General features: G+C 41.2%; 14 protein-coding genes. 2 read left to right on the top strand and 12 right to left on the bottom strand.

The genetic code is table 11. The annotated features are described in order from the left end of the window. Window positions 1-691 (bottom strand): glycine-rich domain-containing protein (locus tag DRF67_RS20785; protein WP_115930216.1); only part of this gene is annotated, 691 nt, incomplete at its 3' end. A gap of 136 nt (window positions 692-827) precedes the next feature. On the opposite strand from DRF67_RS20785, the gene DRF67_RS20780 reads away from it, so the two are divergent. Together DRF67_RS20780 and DRF67_RS20775 are read left to right on the top strand one after the other, a co-directional pair. Continuing rightward, window positions 828-1,724, top strand: coding sequence for a hypothetical protein (locus DRF67_RS20780; RefSeq protein WP_115930215.1), 897 nt, complete (start codon window positions 828-830; stop codon window positions 1,722-1,724). Between the two features lie 180 nt (window positions 1,725-1,904). Further along, on the top strand, window positions 1,905-3,143 hold the full coding sequence (locus DRF67_RS20775) for a DUF6051 family protein (protein ID WP_115930214.1): 1,239 nt from the start codon (window positions 1,905-1,907) through the stop codon (window positions 3,141-3,143). Between the two features lie 141 nt (window positions 3,144-3,284). Here DRF67_RS20775 and DRF67_RS20770 read toward each other — a convergent pair whose 3' ends face one another. The 11 genes from DRF67_RS20770 to DRF67_RS20720 all read right to left on the bottom strand — a co-directional run bounded on the left by DRF67_RS20770 (window position 3,285) and on the right by DRF67_RS20720 (window position 24,829). After that, window positions 3,285-4,028, bottom strand: a complete 744-nt coding sequence (locus DRF67_RS20770; RefSeq protein ID WP_115930217.1) for a LytR/AlgR family response regulator transcription factor — start codon at window positions 4,026-4,028, stop codon at window positions 3,285-3,287. Between the two features lie 70 nt (window positions 4,029-4,098). After that, on the bottom strand, window positions 4,099-4,392 hold the full coding sequence (locus tag DRF67_RS20765; RefSeq protein WP_115930213.1) for a 2TM domain-containing protein: 294 nt from the start codon (window positions 4,390-4,392) through the stop codon (window positions 4,099-4,101). A gap of 176 nt (window positions 4,393-4,568) precedes the next feature. Continuing rightward, the gene (locus DRF67_RS20760) at window positions 4,569-5,138 is read right to left on the bottom strand and encodes a methyltransferase family protein (RefSeq protein ID WP_115930212.1); all 570 of its coding nucleotides are present in this window, start codon (window positions 5,136-5,138) and stop codon (window positions 4,569-4,571) included. Window positions 5,139-5,192: 54 nt separating this feature from the next. Continuing rightward, window positions 5,193-5,495 carry a 2TM domain-containing protein gene (locus DRF67_RS20755; RefSeq protein WP_115930211.1) on the bottom strand — a complete coding sequence of 101 codons (303 nt, stop codon included), beginning with the start codon at window positions 5,493-5,495 and terminating at the stop codon, window positions 5,193-5,195. Between the two features lie 5 nt (window positions 5,496-5,500). Continuing rightward, complete coding sequence (locus DRF67_RS20750; RefSeq protein WP_115930210.1) at window positions 5,501-6,811, bottom strand: 2TM domain-containing protein; 1,311 nt, start codon at window positions 6,809-6,811, stop codon at window positions 5,501-5,503. Between the two features lie 153 nt (window positions 6,812-6,964). Next, complete coding sequence (locus DRF67_RS20745) at window positions 6,965-7,624, bottom strand: hypothetical protein (protein WP_115930209.1); 660 nt, start codon at window positions 7,622-7,624, stop codon at window positions 6,965-6,967. Between the two features lie 49 nt (window positions 7,625-7,673). Next, the gene (locus DRF67_RS20740) at window positions 7,674-9,920 is read right to left on the bottom strand and encodes a TonB-dependent receptor (protein ID WP_115930208.1); all 2,247 of its coding nucleotides are present in this window, start codon (window positions 9,918-9,920) and stop codon (window positions 7,674-7,676) included. A 93-nt stretch (window positions 9,921-10,013) separates the two neighbouring features. Next, window positions 10,014-10,916, bottom strand: a complete 903-nt coding sequence (locus DRF67_RS20735) for an AraC family transcriptional regulator (RefSeq protein WP_115930207.1) — start codon at window positions 10,914-10,916, stop codon at window positions 10,014-10,016. Between the two features lie 24 nt (window positions 10,917-10,940). After that, the gene (locus DRF67_RS20730; protein ID WP_115930206.1) at window positions 10,941-12,206 is read right to left on the bottom strand and encodes a TCR/Tet family MFS transporter; all 1,266 of its coding nucleotides are present in this window, start codon (window positions 12,204-12,206) and stop codon (window positions 10,941-10,943) included. A gap of 37 nt (window positions 12,207-12,243) precedes the next feature. After that, window positions 12,244-12,966, bottom strand: coding sequence for a thioesterase II family protein (locus DRF67_RS20725; protein ID WP_115930205.1), 723 nt, complete (start codon window positions 12,964-12,966; stop codon window positions 12,244-12,246). A gap of 58 nt (window positions 12,967-13,024) precedes the next feature. Continuing rightward, window positions 13,025-24,829, bottom strand: a complete 11,805-nt coding sequence (locus tag DRF67_RS20720) for a non-ribosomal peptide synthetase (protein ID WP_228435878.1) — start codon at window positions 24,827-24,829, stop codon at window positions 13,025-13,027. Window positions 24,830-24,863: the final 34 nt, after the last annotated feature.

Genomic DNA, 24,863 nt, shown 5'->3' with positions numbered 1-24,863 from the left:
CTCCACTACACCCGGAACCACCCCCGCCGCAGCCACTCCCTCCGCCATCATTATTTTGTTTATCCTTTTTATCCGGATTAGAAACGTCATGATCACCTACTATGGAGCTGATAACACTCAAAATGAAAATAATAGCAAACACTACTGCGGTCACCAGCAGCCCGGTAAACCCTGTACCGTCTGTACATGAATATAACAGCAGTACCAGTAGAACCGGTGAAAAAAACACCGTCTTTTTCAGCCAGGATTTCCAATCTGATTTTTTCCTGAGTTCTTTCCAGATTTCTTTGGGAGCCTCTTGTTGAAAAACTTTCCGGTAATTTTGTAAAGTGTCCTCGAACCAGTTTTGATGTTTATCCTTTTCTGTTGGTCCGCCTTTAGAAGGATGATGATGAAGTGCTCTCTTTAAAACATGAGGACAAAACTCTTCCCAATAATTCTGGGTATAGATCAGGTGCATATGCCATACTTTATCTACTATTTTACTCGGTGAAGCACCGTTGGGAAGAATACAGCAGAGATACACGAATTTTTTGTATTCTTCGATCGCTTTTTGGCAAAAATCAAGGCTCCAGTTTTCTTCTTTTGCAAGCTTTTTTGAGAAAGGAAAATCAGCATCAGGAGCGTCTAATGAAAATCCATGGATTCTGTTCCATAGAGATTCGTCTTGTAATACCATTTTTGTTTCCATTGCTTTAACTTTTATTTTTCTATTCAAATATCTTTGCTTTCTACAATATAAAAATCTTTAAAAGGTCTTTTTCGGGTGGATAAAAGTCTTAAATTCGTCTTGCGTATTTATACGGATCCGATCCAAATTAATTGTTATGAAAAAAGAAGATATTCTGCATCTTGAGAAGCTTATGAACTTCCTAAGCCGTCATTTTCTTAAGAAAAACCATTGGGAAGATGTCACAAAAACTGAATGGTCTTATATAGGTCTGGAACTCAATGATCTTATTACCAGCCATTATTCTGACAAGGGAATCCAGAAAGCGCCGGATCAGCTGGGAACCAATTACTTGTATGAACATCTGATCATCAACAAATTAAAAAAATTCCAGCTCAATGAAAATGCCGTTTTAAGCCGGCCGAATCTTGCCAAGCTGACTCTTATCGTGAGTGTACTTGGCTATTCAAGCTATATTGATTTCATCAATGCGAATACGGAGTCTTTCAATTTCAGCGATCTGAGAATTGATATGAATAATGTCAAAATGAATACCGCTCTTCTGGACCGTCTGGTAGGCTGCTGGTATTCCTACAACAGAAATCTTCCGGACAATCCACTGCTGGCAAAGGAAGACCGTATATGGCGTTCCGCTATGGAGATCTACAAGTCCGAAACTACGGGAGAATATTTTATAGAAAGAAGCGGTGGTGACCATCACAAATATTTCGGTAAAGTGACCGCGTATTCAGACTATGTTTTTATCATTATGAACAGCAATACGTTTATCCGGCAACGTCACTTTATATCAAGGATCAAAGACATCAAGGAGAAGCTTAAAAATCCTGAATATAAGCTTCATGAGCTTCACTTTATCAGTACCTGCATCAGTTTCAACCAGGAGCCTATCGCGTTATTTGAAATTTTCAGGAAAGCAGAAAGAAAAAGTTTTATTTCAGATTCCATCAGCTTCCCTATTGATAGTGATGAAATTCCCGAATCGATTATCAAACAACTTGAAGATACTGAATCTAACCGAATAGATTACAGATAGTAACCATAAATGTTTTATAACGAGAAGCCAATTGACTGTTTATTTTTGATCACAACACAAAAGCTTTCTTAGTCGTTTTTCTGCTATGTAAAGAATACTTTTATTGATTCAAAATCAGTATTTTACAGCAATAATTAGCTAATTTGATGGTTCTAAAATGAGCCCTCAATAGTTTTGCCCATGGAATATTATGAATTGTATGAAGTTTTGAAAAGTCATTTTGATCCTGGAAAGCCTTTTGTGGAAATAGAGGAACTTAACCTGACGATGGAATCTATTCCTTTCGAATCTCAGGTTTCTGATCTTTTGTACGGCCCGGAAAAGTCCAGCTGCCCTCAACATCATCAAAATCTGGAAATTCATGTGGATGCTTACCAGACCTGCCATCATGCTTCCGTAGACATCAAGGATTTCGATATAGAATGCAATAAAAAATTCAAATATCATATCCTTAAAAGAGCCGACATCAGTACCGCCACAGGCTGCATTCTCTTTTTTCACGGGCTGAATGAGAAGAGATGGGACAAATACCTGCCATGGGCTTATGAGCTGGCCCAGCGAACCCACAAGGCTATTATCCTGTTTCCGATCGCCTTTCATATGGATCGTGCAGAGCCGATGTGGAGTAACCGCCATCATATGATGGAAGTCGTCAGCATCCGAAAGGCAAAATACCCCGGCAATACGAATTTTTCTTATGTAAATGCTGCCATAAGTTCCAGACTGGAAGCTCATCCACAAAGAATCTTCTGGTCTGGCCTTCAGACTTACTCTGATACGATTGATATTGTAAAAGATATTAAAAACAACCGGGTCAAAAGCATCTCTCCGGATGCAGAGGTAGATCTTTTTGGCTATTCCATAGGCTCTTTTTTATCGCTGATCATCAAAATGGCGGATCCGGAAGGTTTGTTTTCCCAGTCCAGGGTTCTCTGTTTTTGCGGGGGTATGACCATTGACAGGATGTTTCCGATATCCAAATACATCATGGATACCCGCGCGACCATTACGATGCAATCTGTCTTTACGGAATTATTAAGTTCTGATTTCAAATCAGATCCACGTTTAAAGCATTATCAGAACGATGGTCTGCATCCTCATGAGAGCTGGTTCAAGAAAATGCTCAGGTATAATTATTTTCAGAAGGAAAGAGAAGAAAGAATCCGCGAGATTCAGTCGCAGATCAAAGGGTATGTGCTCGAAAAGGATCTGGTAGCCCCCCCAATGGAAGCTCTGAATACGTTGAAAGGAGGTTACCGTGATATTGATGTGGAAGTAGAAATAAAAGACTTTCCGTATGAATACTCTCATATGACTCCCTTCCCGTTGTCTTATCAACACAAGAAGGAAGTAACAGAAGCTTTTCGTCAGTTTGCAGAATCTGCAGGAAGCTTTTATAGCCAACGGACTCTTCGGTAGGTTTCTTTTACATTATGAAGGATAAAAGAGGGTGAGAAACAGCTTAAAAATTAAGAATAAAAGATCCATGGCCAGTATTTTTTATGAGTTTAACGAAAACCATTGTAAGTTACACGGGATCAGAAATTAAGCTAAAAATAGTTACCCTACAAGCCAATCTTTAAAATCTTTCACCCGGTCTCTGCTTACCGTAATTTCTTCCTGGGGCTGAAACTCCAGGTCGACCTTATAATACGGAGAGGTATGAATATTTTTGATGTGCTCTGAGCTGACGATAAACTGTCTGTTGACCCTGAAAAACTTTTTGTCATCCAATACCTCTTCCAATTCGTCCAGCGTAAAATCTGAAGGGTATGTGCGGTCTTCTGTCTGTAGGTAAACAATTTTGTTTTCGCTGAAAAAACAGCTGATCTCCTGGGCCTGTACGATTTTCAGGTTGTATCCTATTTTGACCAGAACTCTGGAAAGTGTGGATTTTTCTTTCCGGATTAACTGCTTGATATCCTGAGATCCTACTGTATTGCTGGCAGGAATGAATGATTTAAACTTCTCCACCGCACCCGCCAGATCTTCATCCAGTATAGGTTTAAGCAGATAGTCTATGCTGTTCAGCTTGAAGGCCTTCAGGGTATACTGATCAAAAGCAGTGGTATAGATGATAAATCCTTTCGTAGGAACTTTCTCAAAGATATCAAAGGACAGCCCATCTCCTAAAACAATGTCCGAAAAAATCAGTTGGGGATGTTCATTTTCAGAAAACCAGGTAATACCTTCTTCTACTGATTCTATTTTTGCAACTACTTCAATTTCAGGAAAGGTATTCAGCATTCTTTCTAATTTTCTGGAAGCGGGTTTTTCATCTTCAATAATTACGGTTCTGATCATTGGTTTCATGGTTCTGTGGGTAAATCGGGGACTAAAATTAAATAAAAAAGGGGTATTTTTCTACGATCCGCTAAAATATTTTTGGTTTTCCTTTCTCTTCTTCCATCAGCTGCTTTATTTTTTTCTCCTCCCAATCTTTCCCTACTCCGAATACACTGACAGCATGAAATGCAACGCCTATTCCCCATCCAAGCATCGGCCAGAAAAACCATAAATGTTCAGGAGAGGTCAGCAGGTTTAATATGGCCAAAAAAGGAATAATAATACAATAGGAAGCAAGGTTTCCATAAAAGTCTTTTAATGCTTTTACTCTTTTTGAAGCTTTTTTGTAGGCTAATGTTTCTTTATCAAATGAAGTTTCCATAATCGTTGTTTTTAAGTTTATGTTTTATTTTTCTGATTCAAAAGTAGGACAGAAAACAGCCTCAAATCAATTTTATATCACCGAATGGTAGAATATGATATCCGAATGGTAAAAACTCAGGAGTAAAGGACTTCTGCTTTTTTCCGGGACTGTTTAAAGCAGTCTGCAGGTCTTCTCTAATAGATAAATGGAATGAGTTTCTTTGTTTTCTTTCTGTACCCGGTGTATTCTTCTCCGAACTCTTCTACCAAAGCCTGTTCTTCTATTTTGATGCGGTAAGCAAAGGCTAAAAAGGGCGGAACAAAAGCAAAAATCAGCGACAGCCAGTTATTTAAGTAGAGACCAAGTCCCAGAGAGGTCATCAGGGAAAATGCATAGGAAGGATGTCTGACATACCGATAAAAGCCTTCTTTTTTAATTTTATGGTCCTGCCTGATTGTTACATCTACTGTAAAATATTTGCCTAATGATCTTATGATCATGAATCTCAGAATGATGCCGATAAGGATGAATAATTCTCCGATATACAAAATCCAGTTTTGCGCTGTGATGGGCAACGCAGTACAGTAAGAAACCGTCACCGATGCTGCAATAGAAAACGGAATAGCCAGCCAAAGAATATTAAGTGAAGATTTGTCTTTATTTTTGAGGTCGTCTTTCCCTGATTTCAGTATGTTTTTGTAGAGGAATTCGCTGAGAAACCAGGCGGCCATGGAGAGGTAGAAAATGATTTGTAAAGCGTTCATGATATTCTGTTTATGATTAACTGCTTATGATGGGTTTTCAGCTGATAACAGCGGTCAGTTTTTTTCTTTATCGATGAGTTCTCTGATCTTTGCTTCCTCCCATTTTTTAATAAAGCCGGTCCTGGATATAAAAATGATAACTCCATGAATCAGAAGGCCGATTCCCCAGAAAGTCGCTGTCAAGAAGTTTTTAAACTGAAAATAACTTTCTCCGGGCTTCAGCGCTGTAAAATTGTACCAGACAATAATCATATTAACAAGCACATAAATGAACAGATGGCTGTAAAAGCCCCTTAATCTTTCGACCTGCCTCTTTGCCTGCTGATATTGTATATCATCTTCGTTGAACGTTTCCATTGCTTTTATTTTTGTTTGTTCATGATTTCCCTGATCTTTTTTTCCTGCCAGGCCTCTCCGATCCCAAAAACCTTAAATGCATGGGAGGCGACACCAATCCCCCATCCCAACACCGGAAACCAAAACCAATGATTCCGGCTTTGCGTGACGAGATTGATAAAGACCAAAAAAGAACAGACAATACAGTACGAAATCAGATTGGTATAAAACCCTTTGATTTCTTTTACCCTCTTCTGTGCCTTTTTATAGGCTTTATACTGGCCATCCGGTTCAGTACTGATTACATTAGGTTTGGTTGCCAGTACCGGAAGCTTTACTTTAAAATAGTCTTCAGATTTTTCAATAAATACATTTCTCTTCGTAAGCAGCGAATAGCGCTGCACAATATTAGACAAACCGATTCCCGAACTTTCCTTGATCTGTTCTCGCACTTGCAGGTTATTTTCAATGCAAAGAGCATCACCATCAGAGAAAATTCTTACTGTCAAGGGCCTTGAAGACGTTGCAAAATTATGTTTGATGCAGTTTTCAAGCAGCAGCTGAAGAGAAAGGGGAACAACATACTTTCTGAAATCTTCTTTTTTAACATCAAAAATAAAATCTACGCTGTCTTCAAATCTCGTTTTCAGAAGATCACAATAGGTTTTTGCAAATTCCAGCTCATCTTCTACGGTAACAGCCTCCTTATCTTTCTGTTCAAGGACATACCGGTAGATCTTTGACATGGAAGCCGTAAACTTCTGGGCCTGCTGAGGGTTTTCATCGATCAGTGAGCTTAAAACATTAAGTGAATTAAAAAGAAAATGGGGATCAAGCTGATTTTTCAGACTTTCGAACTGAGCATTGGCAGATTTTGCAATCAACTTCTGCTCCACGACTTCTTTTCTGGAAACCTTTTTAAGTTCCTCCATGAAGCCTTTGGCATGAAGAAATGCTGAAATAAGCAATGCAACATTGATCGTAAACCAATTTAGAAAGTTATATTTCCCCGAAAAAAACGCTTCAGTAGTCGCTCCTTTCTGAATGACTACGAAGTTGATATAGTTACAGAAATATACCAAAATAAAATTGGTGATGAAGATGGAGGCAATACTGATAAAGGCTCTTTTGGTGGTTGCTTCAGCCCACGGAATTTTTTTGTTCAGAAAAGTATTGAGTAAACCGTTAGCCCCTCCCAGCACAAAAGAATAGATGAAAGAAATCAGCAACGTATACAAAAAGTTCTCAAGATTCTTATTTTCTGTAAAAGCAAAAAACAAGAACATTGACACGGCTACTGAGACCCAAAATAATGTTATAATTTCCTTACGTTTCATGATTCTTTTTCTGCCTCAAAATTAGTTTTTAGTAAAGGTATCAAAAAGTATTTCTTACCGAATAGCTTATTTTCACTTCCGAACGGTAAAAACCTCCACAGTATGAAGGTCTTTATTTGGGAAAATCTCTGCATTCAGAGTGTTAATTTCCAGTTATTTTGTTTTTTCGGCAGGAAGGCTCAGGAAATACTCTGCTTCTGCCTTTCCCCAATTAGGATCCAGGACTGTTTTGGGTTTAAAAGCATTGAACTTTGCCAGTGCATCCTTAAACATTTCCACTCCTTTGGTTTTACTTCCTCCGTATTGTTCGGGCGTGAAATAGACATCTTCTGCTTTAATAAGCGCTACTCTGGGATTGTAGGGATCCAGTTTCTCTGCCTTATTAAGTTCTTCGGCTGCTCTCGCCCCATCCGTCATAAAGCGTTGCTGTGGATTGACCATCATGCGTAAGGAATATGCCATTTTCTGCAGCAGGTGAATTTCAGCATTATCTGCTCCAGCCAAATTCTGAGCCATTCCCAGATATTTTTCGGCCTCTGCTGCCACCCCGTCAAGAGCCTGCATATTGCCATTTCTCATCATGATTCTTCCTTTCTGAATTTGTGAAAACGCAGCATAATACTGGGGAAGCCATTGTGTACTTTCCTTACTTCCTATCCTCTGAAAATCGTTTCCCAATGCCTGGAAATCTTCAGGGGTCTTACAGGTTTCTATTTTCGCAATTTTCTCTGACATGATTTTTTCATAATCTGCCTGTGCAAAAGAGGTTAAGCTCATACAAGCTAAAGCAAAGCTTAAAAGGTATTTTTTCATAGTATTCAATTTTAAATGTGAGTTATATTGTTAATCGAAGGTATGTTTTTTATAGGTTATTATTGATAGCATCCTCCGTTTTATCCACTCCAAAACTTATAAAGACTCCAATGAAGACAAAGGTATTGATGGGTGGAACCACCGCAGAGCTTCTGGAGCCGTCAACGGAAAAATTGTATCCATATACGTTTTTCGAACCAAGAATATTGCTGATACTCAATACAAAGATAGGAAACGCTTTGGCGTCTTTTTTTCCAATATTAGGAAGATAGTTAAAACTAAGATTCAGGGTATTATAGTCTTTAAGCCTTCCTTCGTTTCTGGTATAGTTGATGGCTTTTCCTTCCTGAACTTCAGAGGCTATGTCATAGTACGGGCGGCCTTTGGCGTAGGTATAAGAAAGGTTGGCACCGAGTTTCCATTCCGGAATAAATCTCTTGACTACAGCAGAAAAAGTATGTTCGGCTGCGAAGCCGGGTTTCAGGCTCACCGGATAATTGAGAAAATCTCTTTTTGAGTCCAGAAAGGAATACGTCAGCCAGTAATCTATGTTTTTAAATGTTTTTTTGTTGTCTCTCCAGAATACCTCCAACCCTTTTGCATATCCATATCCATCATTATTAAAAGCAGTCTGAACCTGCTGGTTTTGTTCTTTTCCGGGCTGAATATTGAAGGTCTTGATCAGCTGGTCATATTTCTTATAAAAAGCTTCAAAACGCAAACTCCGTCCTTCCGAGCTTCTCAAAACCTGGAAAATATAATGCTGGGATTTCTGAAATCCAAGATTTGCCGGTCCATTAATGTATTTGCTTTCTGGATTCTGATAAAAAAGGCCATATGCTACATTGGCCGTCCATCTGTGATTCAACCGATATGCGAGTGCAAAACGGGGAGCGATGTTGCTTTTACCGAGATATGATGAGTTTTCCGCCCGCAGTCCGATCTTCGCTGAAAGTGCATTGCTAAAACCAAGATCTGTTTCCACAAAAGCAGACGAAATAAGGTCCCTGTAGTCTTTCTGTACTTCTCCGAAGTTGAGATTTTCATCTGCATTATTCAGTTCAAAACCACCTCTTATTGCACTGATCCGGTTAATCTTCCTTTCCAGAACCGTTTTGAAATTGAAGTAGTTCCCCTCGGTCAGCAATCTTGTTTTCCCCGATTCCTCATTATTGGTTTCTGTTGAAAAATTCAGGTCTGACCGGTTGTAGGAATATGAACCGCCCACATTGAGAAGATACTTTCCGAATTTTTGTCTGTAAGACAGATTGTGATAGGTATTTTTTCCTTTCAGCCGTATCACCCCGAAATCATAGTCCGGCTCCAGGCTTTCTGTTCTTACCCCCATGGTATTGGAATTGTACATTCCATAATACTTAAAAAATCCACCTGATTTTGTTTTAAATCTAACGTTAAAATCACCGTTGAATCCTTGCGGGGCATTGATAAAGTCTGTATTAAAATTAAAAACATTCTGCATTAGACTAAGCAATGAATAGCCGGCAGAAGCCCCGAAAGAGTAGTTTTTATTACTTCCCAGTTTTTGAAATCCCGCATTAAGGAAAATGGGAGAAACTCCAAAGTCATAGGAGCTCTGATCGGGAAGATCTACACTTTCCAGCATCAGTGCTCCGGACAGCGCCTGTCCATAAAGTGCTGAATAGCCGCCACTGGAAAAAATATTCCCTTTGAAAAGTGAAGTGTTGAACTGATCTCTTCCGGCAATTCCCGGTACAGAATTGGAAAAATAATTATTAATAAGGCTTCCATCCATAAAGATTTTGGATTCTGATCCGGTACCTCCTCTGATAAAAAGACCTTCAGACTCACCTACTTTCTGTACACCTGGCAGATAGGTTAAAGCAGAGGATATCTGTCCGTCTGCCCCAGCAGTGGTATAAATATCAATGGGGGTCAATAATGCAGTCGCCCGTTTTCTATCACTCGCTTCAATGGAGCCTGCAGAAACCACCACCGCATCAATCTCGCTGATCTCTTCTTTAAGATCTGTGCTGACGATGACATCCTGATTGTCAATAGTAATTGCTTTTTCCACCTGCTGATATTTGGGATGGATAAAAGTAATTTTGAGATTTCCCTTTTGTGATGTTTCAAAGGAAAAATTTCCCAGAGCATCTGTGGTTGCACCGTCGTACGTATCTTTAAGACTGACATTGACTTCACTTATTCCTTTACTTTTGTGTGTCACTCTTCCCGAAACCTTTATCTGGGAATATCCCACCATAAAAATAAGAAGAGCGAGCAGAATAAGTGTTTTTTGTCCTTTTGTTTTCATGGTTATCTGTTTTCCGGATCAAAACTAATACAGGGAATGCCCTTCTGTAAAAAAAAATATACTGAAGGGCATTCTTTTGTTACCGAATGGGAATTAATGAACAGGAATACAAAAATCCACAATCATTTTTCCTTCAGGGTGCTCTTTAAAGTTGGAGTGATAGATCTCGAACGGAAAAGTTCTTCTCATGGAGAGATTATGCTCATTCATCCATAAAAAGAGAGAAACCCAGCATTGTTCAAAGTCATTGAGAGTCACTTCGCCACTCCCGACAATATATTTCCCGGTCTCTATGGTTTCCGAAAAAATTTCTCCCTGGGGAGTGTTCAGTTGATGATCCAGAAGCATACAGGCATGAATTCTTACCTTATCCGGGGGCGTTACTTTGAAGCTGTCATGGTACACGGAGATCATTTTGATATTTTCCGCGGGAAACAGGTTTTCCTTTTTTGCCCAGTCTATCAATACGTTGTAAGAGGATTCCACATCGTTTATTCCTAAACTCATTACTGCGGCCAGATTCATTTCCGGCAATTGCTTTACTTCGATTTTTAAATTCATTTTCGTCCAGTTTAACAGGTTTTCGATACTGCAAATGTATTGGCTGAAAACGGTATCGGCTTGTCCGTTCTTGCGATGTGTTTGTAAAATCTTGTGAAAAGCTTCGGGAGCGGTTTTACGAAATTCTGAAGGGGGTAAGCCGTAGTATTTCTTAAAAGTTTTGCTAAAAACGGAATGACTGGAAAATCCAAGATCAAAATAAATTTCCTTGATCTCCATCTGTTTGCGTACGGCAAGCAAGAAGGCACTTTTCTCTATTTTCCTACGTATAATATATTGCTGAAGCGTCTCTCCTGTGATCAGCTTAAATATTCTGTGAAAATGAAAAGGCGAATAGGCACTGATCTCTGCAATATTTTCCAGGGAGAGATCAGCATCAAGATTCGCATCAATATATTGAATTGTTTTTACAATCCGCTTTTTATATTCTTTCAATTGAGAAGGTATTGATCTGCAAAGTTATTGATCTGATGCAGATTCCTGTTGTCCATTATTGCTCCTTTTTGGGAAATCAGGTTCATTTTTTATCGCCTTATATATAAACAGGCTTCCAATACCTCCCAGAGCAGCTGCTAAAATAAAGGGTGCGCCACTGAAGAAAACAGGAGATCCTGCAGCCGTAAAATAGGCAAATACCGAGGTCATCAGTAACGGGCCCACAATGGAAGTAATGCTCATAATGCTGGACAGGCTTCCCTGCAGCAATCCCTGTTTGTCATCCGGAACCTTAGAGGAGATCAATGCCTGAAGAATGGGAGAAACCATTCCTCCAAGGGCATAGAATGCAATGACGGCGAACATCATCCAGCCTCTATTGGCGATCCCGAACAATAGCAGGCTTATACAGTATACTGATAAAAAAATAATAACCGACTTTTTCTGTCCCACCTTGTTGAGAAAATATCCGATCAACCCACCCTGGAATACAATAATTAAAAGCCCCAGAAATCCCATGGAGTAACCGATCATATCTTCTTTCCAGCTAAATTTTTCCATCACATAGATGTTCCAGGTACTTTGTACGGACTGTCCTGCCAAGGCAATAAGTGCAAAAGCGAGGATCAGTGTAGGAGCCAGTATTTCTTTGTTCAAGCTCTTCATTCCTCCGATAGGGTTTGCCGTTTTCCAGGAAAATGGACGTCGTTTTGTTGCTTCGAGAGATTCCGGTAAAACAAAAAAACCGTACAGAAGATTGAGAAAGCTTAAACCTGCGGCAGCATAAAAAGGAAGCCGTTCTCCATATTGTCCCAATACTCCTCCGATTACCGGACCGATGATCATCCCTATTCCGGCAATGGCACTTATCATTCCAAAGTTTTTTCCTCTTTTTTCAGGTTCGGTGACATCTGAAATATAAGCGGTAGCAGTTGTCACGCTGGATCCCATAATTCCTACGATAACCCTACCTACAAAGAGCCATATCAGGTCGGGAGCCATAGCCAGGATAAGGTAATCTATTCCCAGCCCCAGCAGAGAGCACAGGAGAACCGGCCTCCGCCCATACCGGTCACTCAATCCTCCCAAGACAGGAGCGAAGAGAAACTGCATCAGAGCATATACCGCTATAAACCAGCCCATATATTGGGCGGTTACGCTCAGGTTCTCAGCATGTGAAAGTTTCGTGATCAATGTGGGTAAAATTGGAACAATGATCCCGATTCCTATAATATCTATCAGTACGGTTATATAGATAAAGGTTAGTGCATGTTTTTTTTGTTTAGGCATATGCAGAGGTATACTTTAAAGGGTGATTATGATTATGTTATTTAGCCATCGCGGCAGTCATCAGGTTGATGATCACCTGTGAAAGATAATTGAAGTTCTGATTGATGAAGAAGTGGTTCCCATTCAGAATCTGGCATTCACATCCTGCATTGGTGTATTTTTCCCAGTTTCTTATGCTGCGGGCATATTCTTCATCTTTCCCCATCACAGCAAAAATTGGGGTTTGTATTGTTATATCGGGTATCTGGTTACTTCTGTGTTCCAGCAAACCGAAGTCCGCCCTGAGCACAGGTTCAAAAAAATCCAGTAATTCTTCATATTCCATTACCTCGTCAGAGAGACCTCCGAGCTTTCTGACTTCTGCAAAAAAAGCAGTCCTTGGAAGCGTTGCAATGGGTGCTTTATCTTTTATTCCCGGTCCCGGATAACCTGTGGGAACAAAATATACAGGGCCGTCACCTTCTTTCTCCAATGCATGGCAAATTTCAAATCCCAATATGGCTCCCATACTGTGCCCATAGATTAGGTAAGGAGTATGTTTTTGTCTGGTCTGTTTTATCTGCTTCAATATTTCGGCTACGGCTTCTTCTTTATTTTTCAGAAAGGGCTCCGCAATACGGTCTCCTCTCCCGGGAAGTTCCGGGGTTTCTATCTGAAAATGAGACTTCAGACTTTCTATTAACGGACGGAAAGAGTTTTGATCTCCTCCAGCATAATGTAATAGAAATATTTGTGGTGGTAATGATTTCGGTGTATTCATAATTTTTCTTTTCTGTTTTTCAGGTTAAATGGAAGAGGCCCGGGAGCCTCTCCTTTTTTTATTTATTGGTTACTGTTTGACGGATGAGATCTATGATCTGTTCTTTTTGTTCCAACATGGTATGGTGGGCAGCGTTAACAGGATAAACAGAGAGCAAATCCCGGTTGTCCACAATTGAATCTATATTGTTATATAGGGATTGTTGTATGTAGGTATTAAAGGACTGATCAAAAGTTTCCCCTTCAAGCATTGCCTTGAACAGAACTATTTTTGTTGAATGAAGATGGCTTGAAATGTTTTCTTTAACGAGACTGTATTCTGCTGACATAAAGTTTTTTGTCGCCGTAAAATTGCTGTCGTCAACAGGGATATTCAATTTCTTGCTTAGCTCGTCATCTGAGGGAAACGAGAGGAATTCCACCAGCTTCTGATCAGAAGCATAAAAAATAGTATCCAGCAGATAAACCGTAATGTTCCGGCATCCTCTGCTTTCAAGTTCCGAAGCAATCTCCAACGCAATATTTCCTCCTAAAGACCACCCAACAAGAATATACTCTTCCTGTCCGCCAGTTTCCTGTATCTCGTTAATATGATCCAGATAATAGTGAGCCAGTGTTTTCAGGCTGCCAATCTTCTCTTCATGGTATAGGTTATAGGAATCTACTCCATAGCAATCGTAGTCTGTTTTCAGCTGTTCTGCCAATGACTGATATACTTCGCATCCGCCATTTCCGGGATGTATTAAAAACATTTTCGGATTATGATTGTCCTGGTCAAAAGGAACGATCGTCTTATGCTTCCTATCATCATTTATGATCGAAGCAAAAAGCTTCCGGATTGTTTTCTCCTTGAACAGCTCTGCAATTTTAACCTGAATATTCAGGTGTTGCCTTATTTTGCTGATCACCTTAATGGCCATAATGCTGTTTCCACCCAATCTGAAGAAGTCATCATGAATACTAATGCTTTTGGGATCCAGCCCCAATACTTCTCCATAAATACCAGCAAGGTTATGCTGCAGCTCATTTTCCGGCGCAGCAAATTCTGACCCTCCAACAAAACCGGGCTCAGGAAGACCTCTTTTGTCAATCTTCCCGTTAATGGTCAACGGGAGATGCTCCAGATGCATATATACATTCGGAATCATATAATCCGGAAGTGTTTCTGACAAAAATTCCGAAATCATAAGGGGATCAATCATGGAATCGGAAACATAGTATCCGGCAAGATATTTCATTCCGCCGTTGTTCTCTTTGGCCAAAACTACGGCTTGCCGTACTCCCGGATACTGGAACAGTCGGTTTTCGATCTCCCCCAGCTCAATTCTATAACCCCGGATTTTCACTTGGAAGTCGTTTCGCCCGATATATTCTATATTCCCATCCGGCAGGAATCTTACCAGGTCACCGGTTTTATACATATGGCTATTATAGTGACTCTCCTTGTCTTTGGAAGATTGGAACGGGTTATTTATAAACCTTTCCAGTGTCATTTCCGGACTGTTAAGGTATCCTCTTGCTGTACCTGCTCCGCCGATATACAGCTCTCCAACCGCTCCCACAGGAATAGGTCTGAGATAGGCGTCCAGTACATAAGCAGATGTATTGGCAATAGGCTTTCCTATCGGAACCATCATCGCGTCTAAAGGTTGTTCTTCACAGGCATATGAGGTTGCAAATGTAGTTGTTTCAGTAGGTCCATACACATGTAATAAGTGAATATGGCTGTATGCTGATCTGAATCTTTGCACATGAGAAACCGATACTTTTTCACCCCCGAACAAGATATACTTCAGCCCGGACAGCCAGTCTCCCCCTTCTTCCACAAGGGTATTAAATAAAGCTGTTGTCACAAAGAAAACAGAAATATGCTGTCCGGTAATAACTTGCTCCAGGTTATTGATATCCAACAGCGCAGCAGAAGGCTGGATCACTAAGGCAGCTCCATTATAAAGCGCTCCGAACGTGTCAAAAACAGAAGCATCAAAGACAAAGCTTGATAAGCTGAGAATACGGTCTTTTTCATGTATAGAAATATAATTTGTATTCCTGATCAGTCTGTTTACACTTTTATGCTCGATCATCACTCCCTTCGGTTTTCCGGTTGTACCGCTGGTATAGATAACATAGGCAAGATTACCGGCATTAACTTCTGTTGCAGGGTTTGTATCAGGATAAGCTCCTTCTTGCTTCTGACAGTTTTCCAACGTAAGAACACGGGTCTTTCTGCCTTCCATAGCCCCATATAAAATGTCTTCATTGGCTTTATTACATAATACAACCTGCGCATTGGTATCATCCAGGATATGCTTAATTCTATCGGCAGGGTACGACGGATCTATTGGGACATAGGCGGCTCCTGTTTTTAATACGGCAAGGATGGCAATTAGCATATTTTCCGACCGGTCTATGTATAGAGGAATCAGATCATCGGGCCGGATATCGAAATGTTGCAACAAATAATGCGCGAGAGTGTTCACTTTTTTATTAAGTACTCTATAGGTCAGTTCCGTATCCTGAAAGATTACCGCGATATTATCCGGTGTTTTTTCTACCTGCTCTTCAAACAGCTCATGAATCGTCTGATGATCAGGATATTCTCTTTGGGTCTGATTCCAATTTTCCGTGATGTACCTGTTTTCTTTTTCCGGGATCAACTGAAATTCGCGGATCCGGAGATTGTTTTTAGCCAGGCGTACCATCTGATCCAGAAGGAACTGATAAGAATCAGCCATACGGGTAATGGTTTCTTTTTTAAATAAGGATACCGCATAATTGAATGTCATGTCTATGGTTTCAGCTCCGTCATTAATCATTGTGGTAAGATCAAACTTCGCTGCCTGATCATCCATTTCACCATCAAAAGGATGAAACAGTACTTCTTCATGCCTATTGGAGGTCTCTTTATGACCGGAATTCTGAAGCCCAAACATCACCTGGAAGACAGGATGTCTGGAAGTGTCCTGCTCTACTTTCAGTTCCTCTACCAATTTTTCAAACGGAAGATCCTGATGGGATTGTGCTTCGGTCACTGAATCTGCCACCTGACGAATAAAATCCTTTACGTTCTGTTCAGAATTTATTTTTTCCCTTAGGGCCAAGGTGTTCACAAAGAAGCCTATCAGATCTTCAAGACCGCTATAATGGCGGTTGGCAATCGGGCTTCCCACAACAATATCATCCTGCCCTGAATAGGTTGAAAGCATCAGGTAGTAGCCACTCAGCATTACACTGTATAAGCTTACCCCGAGGTTTTTTGAGACCTCTCTAAGGCCTTCGGATGTTTCACGCGGAATCGTAAAACCAATTGTTTTTCCTTCGTAAGACACCTCTGCCGGCCTGTGGAAGTCCGTTGGCAAATCCAAACTTTGATAGTCTTCCAGTTTAGTCTTCCAGTACCCAATCTGGCGATCGAGGCGTTCACCGTAAAGGTAGTTACGCTGCCATAATGCAAAGTCTTTGTATTGAAACTTCAACGGAGGAAGCACAGAGGCCTCTCCCAAAGCTAATGCGTGGTAAATACTGTCCAATTCTTTTAAAAAGACTTCTGTAGACCAGCCATCAAACGCGATGTGATGGATGACAACAGACAGATAATCCCGTCCTCTGAATCTGAAACTATTGATCTCTATAGGAATTTCTGAATCCAGATGGAAAACCTTGCTGCTACAGTTGCTTATACGAATCTCTAATTCTTCTCTGGTCTCCACTTCCTCCATTTTAAACTGCGGAACACGGTCTGTAACGATCTGGTAACCTGCTCCTTCTTCATTGGTTCTGATCAGTGTGCGAAGCACCTCATGGCGCATCACTATTGTCTCTATGGCTGTATAGAGTGTCTTAGCATCCACCTTCTGATCCAGCATAACAGTCATTGGAATATTGTACGCACTGCTTCCGCCCTGATAAGACTCTATAAACCAAAGCCTTTCCTGAGCAAAAGATAAATGCTGTTCTTCCGGCATGTTTACCTCAACAGGAATTATATCAATGACTTCAGTGGAAGCTTCTCCAGCTGTTAATGCAGCTTCCAGCAACGCAACCGTTTTATGATTGAACACCATAGACACATTGGCCTGCAAGCCCAGTTCTTGCTTAATTTTACCCATAAGCTTAATGGCCATGATGCTGTTTCCTCCAAGTCTGAAGAAATCTGCCGTGATGCTGATGTGATCAGAGTGAACTCCTAATACTTCACCATAGATACGGCAGAGTTTCTCCTGGCGTTCATTCATTGGCGGGGTATATTCATCTCCAGTAAACTCAGGTTCGGGCAATAGTTTCCTGTCAAGCTTGCCGTTAATTGTCAAAGGCAATGCAGTTAAATGAACGAAAGCGGAAGGAATCATGTATTCCGGTAAGGCTTCTGATAAAAATGCTTTAAGTTTTTCTGCCTCCAGTTCTGTATCCGAAACATAATATCCTGCGAGATATTTCATCCCCGCGGAGTTGTCCTTAGCCAATACTACAGATTGTCTTATCTGTGTATATTGGGAAAGCCTGTTTTCTATTTCTCCCAGCTCTATTCTATATCCCCGGATCTTCACCTGGAAATCATTACGTCCTATATATTCTATGTTTCCATCAGCCAGTCTGCGTACCAAATCTCCGGTTCTGTACAATCGTCCATTTTCGCTGGCGGATTTTTGTTTTTCAGTCTGGTACGGGTTGTTCACAAAACGTTCTGCAGTCAGGTCTTCCCTGTTCAGGTAACCCCTGGCAATGCCTGCCCCTCCGAGATAAAGTTCCCCGACAGCCCTTACAGGAAGCAAACGATAGTGGTCGTCCAAAATATAGGCTGAAGAATTATTCAGGGCTCTTCCAATAAGCTGTACGTCACCCTGCTCAACTTTTTTATAGGTAGCATAGATGGTAGCTTCCGTTGGACCATAAAGGTTGTAGAGGTGGGTATATTCTGACCAGTATTTCCCGGTTTCATAGTCACAAGGTTCTCCTGCATACAGCAGTCCTTTAAGATCGGGATACTCTATCCGCGGCAGCACGGAGAGCATTACAGGTGGCAGATATGCGTAAGCAATCTCATGGGTCAGCAAATATCTGCTTATTGAATCTGCATCTTTTTTCGTTTCTTCGTCCAGCAGATGAAGTTCATTTCCATATAACAATGTATTGAAAAATTCAGATACGGAAACGTCAAAAACATATGACGTATAAGCTGTTATCTTTTCTCCTTCACTGTAACCATACGCTTCTCTTACCTGTTCTACCACATTCACCACATTACCATGTTCCACCATTACACCTTTTGGAAGGCCGGTGGTTCCACTCGTATAGATCACATAGGCAAGGTTTCCTGAATGGGATCTGTGAAGAGGGTTTGCAGCGTCTTCTGTTTCAACCATTGCATTGAATACAGCATCATCAAGGGAAATTGTGTATCTATTATTATTTTCAAGCCTGTTCAGCGCCTGTTGCTGTCCCAATATAATTTTTGGCTGGGTATCTGTAAGAATATGGGATATTCTATCTGCAGGATATAACGGATCCATTGGAACATATGCAGCTCCGGATTTTAAGACTCCCAGAATAGCAATCAGCATGTATTCTGAACGTTCAAGACATAACGGAACCAAATCATCCGGCTGGAGATCGTAATTCGCTATAAGATGGTTTGCCAAACGGTTGGCACGTTCATTAAGTTCACGGTAGGTAAGCTGGGTATTCCCGTAGACCAGAGCCACCTGATCAGGCGTTTTTTCTGCCTGAATTTCAAACAATTCATGAAGAGTACCCGTGGATACCGGTTCCGAGTTCCCGTTACTGGATACTACCATTAATTCTTGCTGTTTGTTTGAAAGGTATACCAAACGGTCCGAAGTTATTTGGTGATCGTTCAGGATTTGCTCCAACACCGTTTTCATCCCTTTCATGAGCTGTTCTATGCTTTCTTTTTCAAAGAGCACCCCCTCGTAATTTACTTTAACGGTTATGCGATCTCCCTGCTCAGACGCCATTATTCCCAGTGGATAATCAAGCTTCTCTACAGAATCTTTAAATGCAAAGCCCAGTTCATTACTTCCTTCTCCTTTGGGTACCGGATAGTTTTCATACACAAATAAACTGCTGAAGATCCGTCGCCCGTCGTGATGAAGTTCTGCCAGACTAATATCACTATGGCTGTTCAGATCACTGATCCTGTTCTGGATCTCCATAATACGGTCTGTCACAAGTCCCTCCTCATGGCTAACGATTAGCGGTAAAGTATTGATATACAGACCTGCTGAAGATTCTATACCATCTACAGGTAAGTTTCTACCTGATACCGTTGTTCCTACCACTGTGGTCGCTGATCCGCTGTACAGTCTCAGCTGGCTGTGCCACAGATACTGAAGAACAGCATTAACGGTCAGCCCGTAAGATTTTGTAAAGCTTTTCAAAGCATGGTACTGGTCTCCGGCTATTGATATGATCACTTTTTGATGATCCCTGATATGGCGATAATTTGCTACCTCTGTAGATCTTTGGTCTTCTTTTACCAGACTGCTCAGGTCCTCCCGGTCTTCAAGCAGTTCCATATATTTTTTCCAAAAATCCCGCCCGCTTTCTTTGTGTTCCTGAAGGTATTTCTGACTGTCAGCATACGCATGATCCACTGAGAGCGAAGGCTCCTGTCCGTTAAGCAGTTTGAGATAGATATCATGAACCGTATTGAGAATAACAGGCATGCTCCAGCCATCCAGAATGGCGTGATGGTTACTGAACAGGCAGCTGTAATATTCCTCATTCCGTTTGAAGAGATATACTCTGAAAAGACTCCCTTTAGAAAGATCATATCCCTCAAAACGATCATTATGAGTGATTTTTTGAATATATTCTTTCTGGACTTCTTCAGACAGGTGGCTGATCTCCTCATAACGCCAGTCTAATTGTCCTTCTTTATCGATTACCTGTACAATTTCTCCGTTCCAGCTGAATCTGATTCTTAAGGATGGATATTGTGCCTGGGTCAGTTCCCAGGAATTTCTAAGTTCCTCAACATTTATTTTAGCACAATACTCCCACATCAGCTGTACCCGGTAGGCATCATCCGTTTCTCCCTGATTCAGGGCATGGTACACAAATCCTTCCTGCAAGCTATTCGCCAGATACACTCCTTCTATTTCTCCGTTATCCTGAATCTCTGAAAGCTGGGTACTGCCCACTACATGATCAACATCTGATGCTGTAAGATACGTTCGGCCTTCTTCTGAGAGTGTCTTAATAATAGCATCCAGATAGAGCCTGAAGTTTTCGGATAAAAGGGTGATCTTTTCATCGGAAAGATATCCGGAAATTCCAAAACGGAGCTGACCGTCTACTACAGCACCGTTGATGCTTACAAAGTGGCTGTCACGATTGGAAGAACCTACTCCCGCTCCGCTGTCCTCAGCGGCAATAAACCAGGTTTTATCACCTGTTACATCTTCCTGATCAAGCTGTCCAAGGTAGTTGAAACTTATTTTTGGTAATTCGCGGCTGGTATATCCAAGTAGACTTCCATAGCCGATGCCATTATTCGGAATGTTTCTTAAAGATTCTTTGGTCAGAATGACGGTGTCTTTCAAGGATTTTCCTGTTTCCAGCTGTACCGGATACATGGTGGTAAACCAACCCATCGTTTCGGTAATATCTAACTGACCGAATATTTCTTCACGTCCGTGACCTTCCAGTAAAATGGCATGACGCTCATCTCCGGTAACGTCAGTAAGCGCCCGTGATAAAGCTGACAACAACAAATCATTGATCTGTGTATGATATACGTGATGTACCCCACGGATCAACGTTGAGGTAGATTCCCTATCCAGCAGAAGATGCCCATAATGGTATTCTCTGGTAATCAGCTTAGACAATGTCGCGTTGCTTTCCTCAACAGTATCCGCGATATGCTTCCAGTACACAGATTCTTTATCCCTGGAATCCGGATTTTCTTTTTTATAATCACTGATCGCTGCTACCCATTGGCGGTAGCTGCTGCCTTTTTGAACCTGATAGTCTTCTCCTTTTTCAAGAGCCTGATAGATATACTTTAGATCTTCAGTCAGGATTCTCCAGCTTACAGCGTCAATGATCAGGTGATGGAATGCAAAGAATATCCTTGCGCTTCCATCCTGATATCCGGTGATATATCCTATCTGATACAACGGACCGTTTTCAATATCAAAATGGGATTGCCATTCCGTGAATATCATTGAAAGCTGTTCCTGACTCAGGGTAGAAGCATCAAGATAGTTAATCACAGGGACTGTTTTTTCCGTTTTATATTCCTGGGTAAGGTTAGCTGTATAGTGCAGTCTGAAAGCATCATGCTTCATCAGCAAATGGTCTATTGCGTTCTCAAAGACATCTTTTTCAAGTTCAGGAACGTGGATCAGAAATGACTGATTCCAGTGGTTGAAATCCACAAGGTACCCGGAATGTTTTTGTTCAAAGAACCATTCCTGTACCGGAAGAAGCGAAACTTCTCCTGTAAGGATTCCCTGTTCAGTAAGAGCACCGTTTTCGCTGCCTGGCTGCTTATCTTCTATTAGTAAGGATAATGAAACTACGGTTCGGGCAGTAAAGACTTCTTTTACACTTAATCGGACTTCCAACTGCTGGCGGATTTTACCTACCAGCTGAATACTGATAATGCTGTCTCCTCCTAATCTGAAGAAATCGTCATGAATACTGATCGTATCCGGATTAAGTCCAAGCACTTCACCGTAGATCTTACATAGCTTAGTCTGAAGTTCTGTTTCAGGCGTGGTATACTCTTTACTTCCCGTAAATTCAGGTTCAGGTAATGCTCTTCTGTCTAATTTTCCATTAATGGTCAACGGAAGTTCGTTCAGGTGGACAAAAGCTCCCGGAATCATATACTCCGGCAGGAATCCGGATACATATTCAGAAAGCAGATTTGAATCAATTGCTGAATCAGAGACATAGTAAGCAGCAATATATTTTAGTCCCGATTTATTTTCTCTTGCCATAACAGCAGTCTGACGAATCTCTTCGTACTGAAGCAAGGTGTTTTCAATTTCTCCCAGCTCAATTCTATGGCCTCGGATCTTTATCTGGAAATCATTTCTTCCTCTGTACTCCAACTCTCCGTTCGGCAGCCATCGTACTAAGTCGCCGGTCCTGTATAAACGTCCGTTCTCGCCTTTTTCTTTTTGTTGCGGTGTCTGGAACGGGTTCAGTATAAATCGTTCTTCAGTAAGCTCCGGTCTGTTCAGATATCCCCTTGCAATACCCGCTCCGCCAATATACAGTTCACCTACAGCTCCCACCGGAACAGGTCTGTATTGGGCATCAAGAACATATGAAGTAGTATTGGCAATAGGTCCACCAATATTCAATGGATTTTTATCCTCCTTGTACTCATGAAGCGTAACACATACCGTTCCTTCCGTCGGTCCGTATTCATTGACAAGGGTGATATTTTCAATATTTTTATCGAGTGCCGGGAAGCTTTCTCCCCCAGCGAAGATCAGCTGTAAGCTGGTTCCGTTCTCCACAATCTCCCTCAGCAGGACCGGTGGAATAAAGGAAACTTCAATAGCATGGGCTGTAATATACTCATTAAGCTCAGTTACTGAGGTCCTAAGCTCATTGTTGTAAAGCCATAAAGTATTTCCGTTACATAATACAGGGAATGCTTCGTAAACAAAAGCATCAAAGACGTAATTGGAATAGCATCCCACTTCCTGATATTCTTGAAGCCGGTGTGCTTTAACCATTGATCTGATGAGATTTATGACACCCTTATGCTCAATCATTACTCCTTTAGGAAGTCCGGTTGTTCCACTGGTGTAGATCACATAAGCAAGGTTACCTGCATTGACTTTAGTAACAGGATTGTTAGCTACTTCTACGTCAAGTGCTGCTTTAAGAGTAATTTCATCCAGGGAAAGAACTTCTATATTCTGTAATTTTTCTCTTGTACTTTTCTGAGCAATTACCAGTTTTGCCTGGGTATCTTCCAGGATGTGTCCTATTCTGTCTGCAGGATATGACGGATCCATCGGGACGTAAGCAGCTCCGGCTTTTAATACGGCAAGGATTGCAATGAGCATATTTTCGGATCGTTCCAGGCACAAGGGCACCAGATCATCAGGCTGAAGATTGTATTCATGAATCAAATGACCGGCTAAACGGTTCGATCTTTCATTAAGTTCACGATATGAAAGTTTAACTTCATTGTATACCAATGCTATGGTATCAGGATTTTTTTCCGCCTGAAGCTCAAAAAGTTCCTGAATAGTCATTTCGGATGGATAGTCTTCCTGTGTGGAATTCCAGCGCTCTATGATCTGACAGGTTTCTTCTTCCGATATCAATGATAGGCTGCGAATGGATGTATGCTCCGGACTATTTTCTGTGATCTGATCCAAAAGAAGCTGATAAGAGCCTGCCATGCGGATAATTGTTTCTTCTCTAAACAATGCTTTTGCATAATTGAACATGATGTTGATATTTTCTCCATCATCGTCGATCATCGTCGTAATGTCAAACTTAGCGGCTTTATAATCCACTTCTTCCGGAAAAGGATGAAATAAAGCCTCTTCTTCATTGGCTTTAATATCACCATCAATATTCTGAAGGCCAAACATCACCTGGAAAACCGGGTGTCTTGAAGTATCTTGCTCCACCCCAAGCTCATCAACCAGTTTTTCAAATGGAAGATCCTGATGGGATTGTGCTTCGGTCACAGATTTTGAGACCTGTACAATGAAGTCACTGATGCTTTGGGCAGGATTTATCTTTTCCCTCAATGCCAATGTATTGACAAAGAAGCCTATAATATCTTCGAGACCGGCGCGATGGCGGTTCGCAATCGGGCTTCCCACCACAATATCATCCTGTCCGGAATAGGCAGAAAGCATCAGGTAATATCCTCCCAGCATGACACTATAAAGGCTTACACCCAGCTTTTTGGAAAGAGCTCTTAGCTTTTGTGCCTGTTCTGCATTGAGACTGAAATACAGGTTTTCTCCTTCGTAGGATATCTGAACGGGTCTTTTGAAGTCTTCAGGTAGCTCCAGATTTTGGAAATCATCCAGCTTATTTTTCCAGTAGCTGATCTGATTCGCCAGACGTTCTCCTGAAAGGTACTCCCGCTGCCATAAGGCAAAGTCTTTGTATTGAACTTTTACAGGAGAAAGGTCTGGTTCTTTTCCATCGGCAAGGGCATTATACACTGTTGCCACTTCTTTCAGGAAAATATCTGTGGACCATCCGTCAAAAGCAATATGGTGAATGACCACGGACAGATAGGCACGTCCTTCAAGTGTCAACAAATTGATGTCAACAGGAATTTCTTCATCCAGCCTGAAGACCTTATTTGCCCATTTGTTGATCAGCGTTTTCAGCTCTTTATCCGTTCCTGCTTCTGTCACGTTCATTTCAGGAAGATGGTCTGTAACCACCTGGTACCCTACTCCGTTTTCAGCAGCCTGTATCATCGAACGGAGTATCTCGTGGCGCGAGATCACGGTGTTCAAAGCCTGCTGAAGAAGGTTTAGCCGGATGCTGTCATCTAACATGGTAATGATAGGAATGTTATAAGCACTGCTTCCGCCTTCATAAGACTCTATAAACCAAAGTCTTTCCTGAGCGAAGGATAATCTTTGCTCTTCAGGGGTATTCACTTTGACCGGAATAATATTGATTTGTTCTTCATTATTGTCTGCATGAATCAAGGCATCTGAAAGAGAAGCCACGGTTTTATGGTTAAATACCATTCCCACATTCACCTGCATGTCCAGATCATGCTTTATTTTACCAATCAGCTTGATTGCCATGATACTGTTTCCGCCCAATCTGAAGAAATCATCATGAATGCTGATTGTTTCAGGATCAAGTCCCAGCACTTCACCATAGATCTGGCATAATTTCGTCTGAAGTTCGGTTTCTGGA

Source organism: Chryseobacterium pennipullorum, from assembly GCF_003384725.1.
GTDB lineage: Bacteria > Bacteroidota > Bacteroidia > Flavobacteriales > Weeksellaceae > Chryseobacterium > Chryseobacterium pennipullorum.
This window is presented reverse-complemented; position numbering and strand designations above follow the sequence as displayed.

What these genes read in the sequence shown, in the direction of transcription:
- DRF67_RS20780 (WP_115930215.1), top strand. Translation starts at nt 828, where the DNA reads ATGAAAAAAGAAGATATTCTGCATCTTGAGAAGCTTATGAACTTCCTA.
- DRF67_RS20775 (WP_115930214.1), top strand. Translation starts at nt 1,905, where the DNA reads ATGGAATATTATGAATTGTATGAAGTTTTGAAAAGTCATTTTGATCCT.
- DRF67_RS20770 (WP_115930217.1), bottom strand. Translation starts at nt 4,028, where the DNA reads ATGATCAGAACCGTAATTATTGAAGATGAAAAACCCGCTTCCAGAAAA.
- DRF67_RS20765 (WP_115930213.1), bottom strand. Translation starts at nt 4,392, where the DNA reads ATGGAAACTTCATTTGATAAAGAAACATTAGCCTACAAAAAAGCTTCA.
- DRF67_RS20760 (WP_115930212.1), bottom strand. Translation starts at nt 5,138, where the DNA reads ATGAACGCTTTACAAATCATTTTCTACCTCTCCATGGCCGCCTGGTTT.
- DRF67_RS20755 (WP_115930211.1), bottom strand. Translation starts at nt 5,495, where the DNA reads ATGGAAACGTTCAACGAAGATGATATACAATATCAGCAGGCAAAGAGG.
- DRF67_RS20750 (WP_115930210.1), bottom strand. Translation starts at nt 6,811, where the DNA reads ATGAAACGTAAGGAAATTATAACATTATTTTGGGTCTCAGTAGCCGTG.
- DRF67_RS20745 (WP_115930209.1), bottom strand. Translation starts at nt 7,624, where the DNA reads ATGAAAAAATACCTTTTAAGCTTTGCTTTAGCTTGTATGAGCTTAACC.
- DRF67_RS20740 (WP_115930208.1), bottom strand. Translation starts at nt 9,920, where the DNA reads ATGAAAACAAAAGGACAAAAAACACTTATTCTGCTCGCTCTTCTTATT.
- DRF67_RS20730 (WP_115930206.1), bottom strand. Translation starts at nt 12,206, where the DNA reads ATGCCTAAACAAAAAAAACATGCACTAACCTTTATCTATATAACCGTA.
- DRF67_RS20725 (WP_115930205.1), bottom strand. Translation starts at nt 12,966, where the DNA reads ATGAATACACCGAAATCATTACCACCACAAATATTTCTATTACATTAT.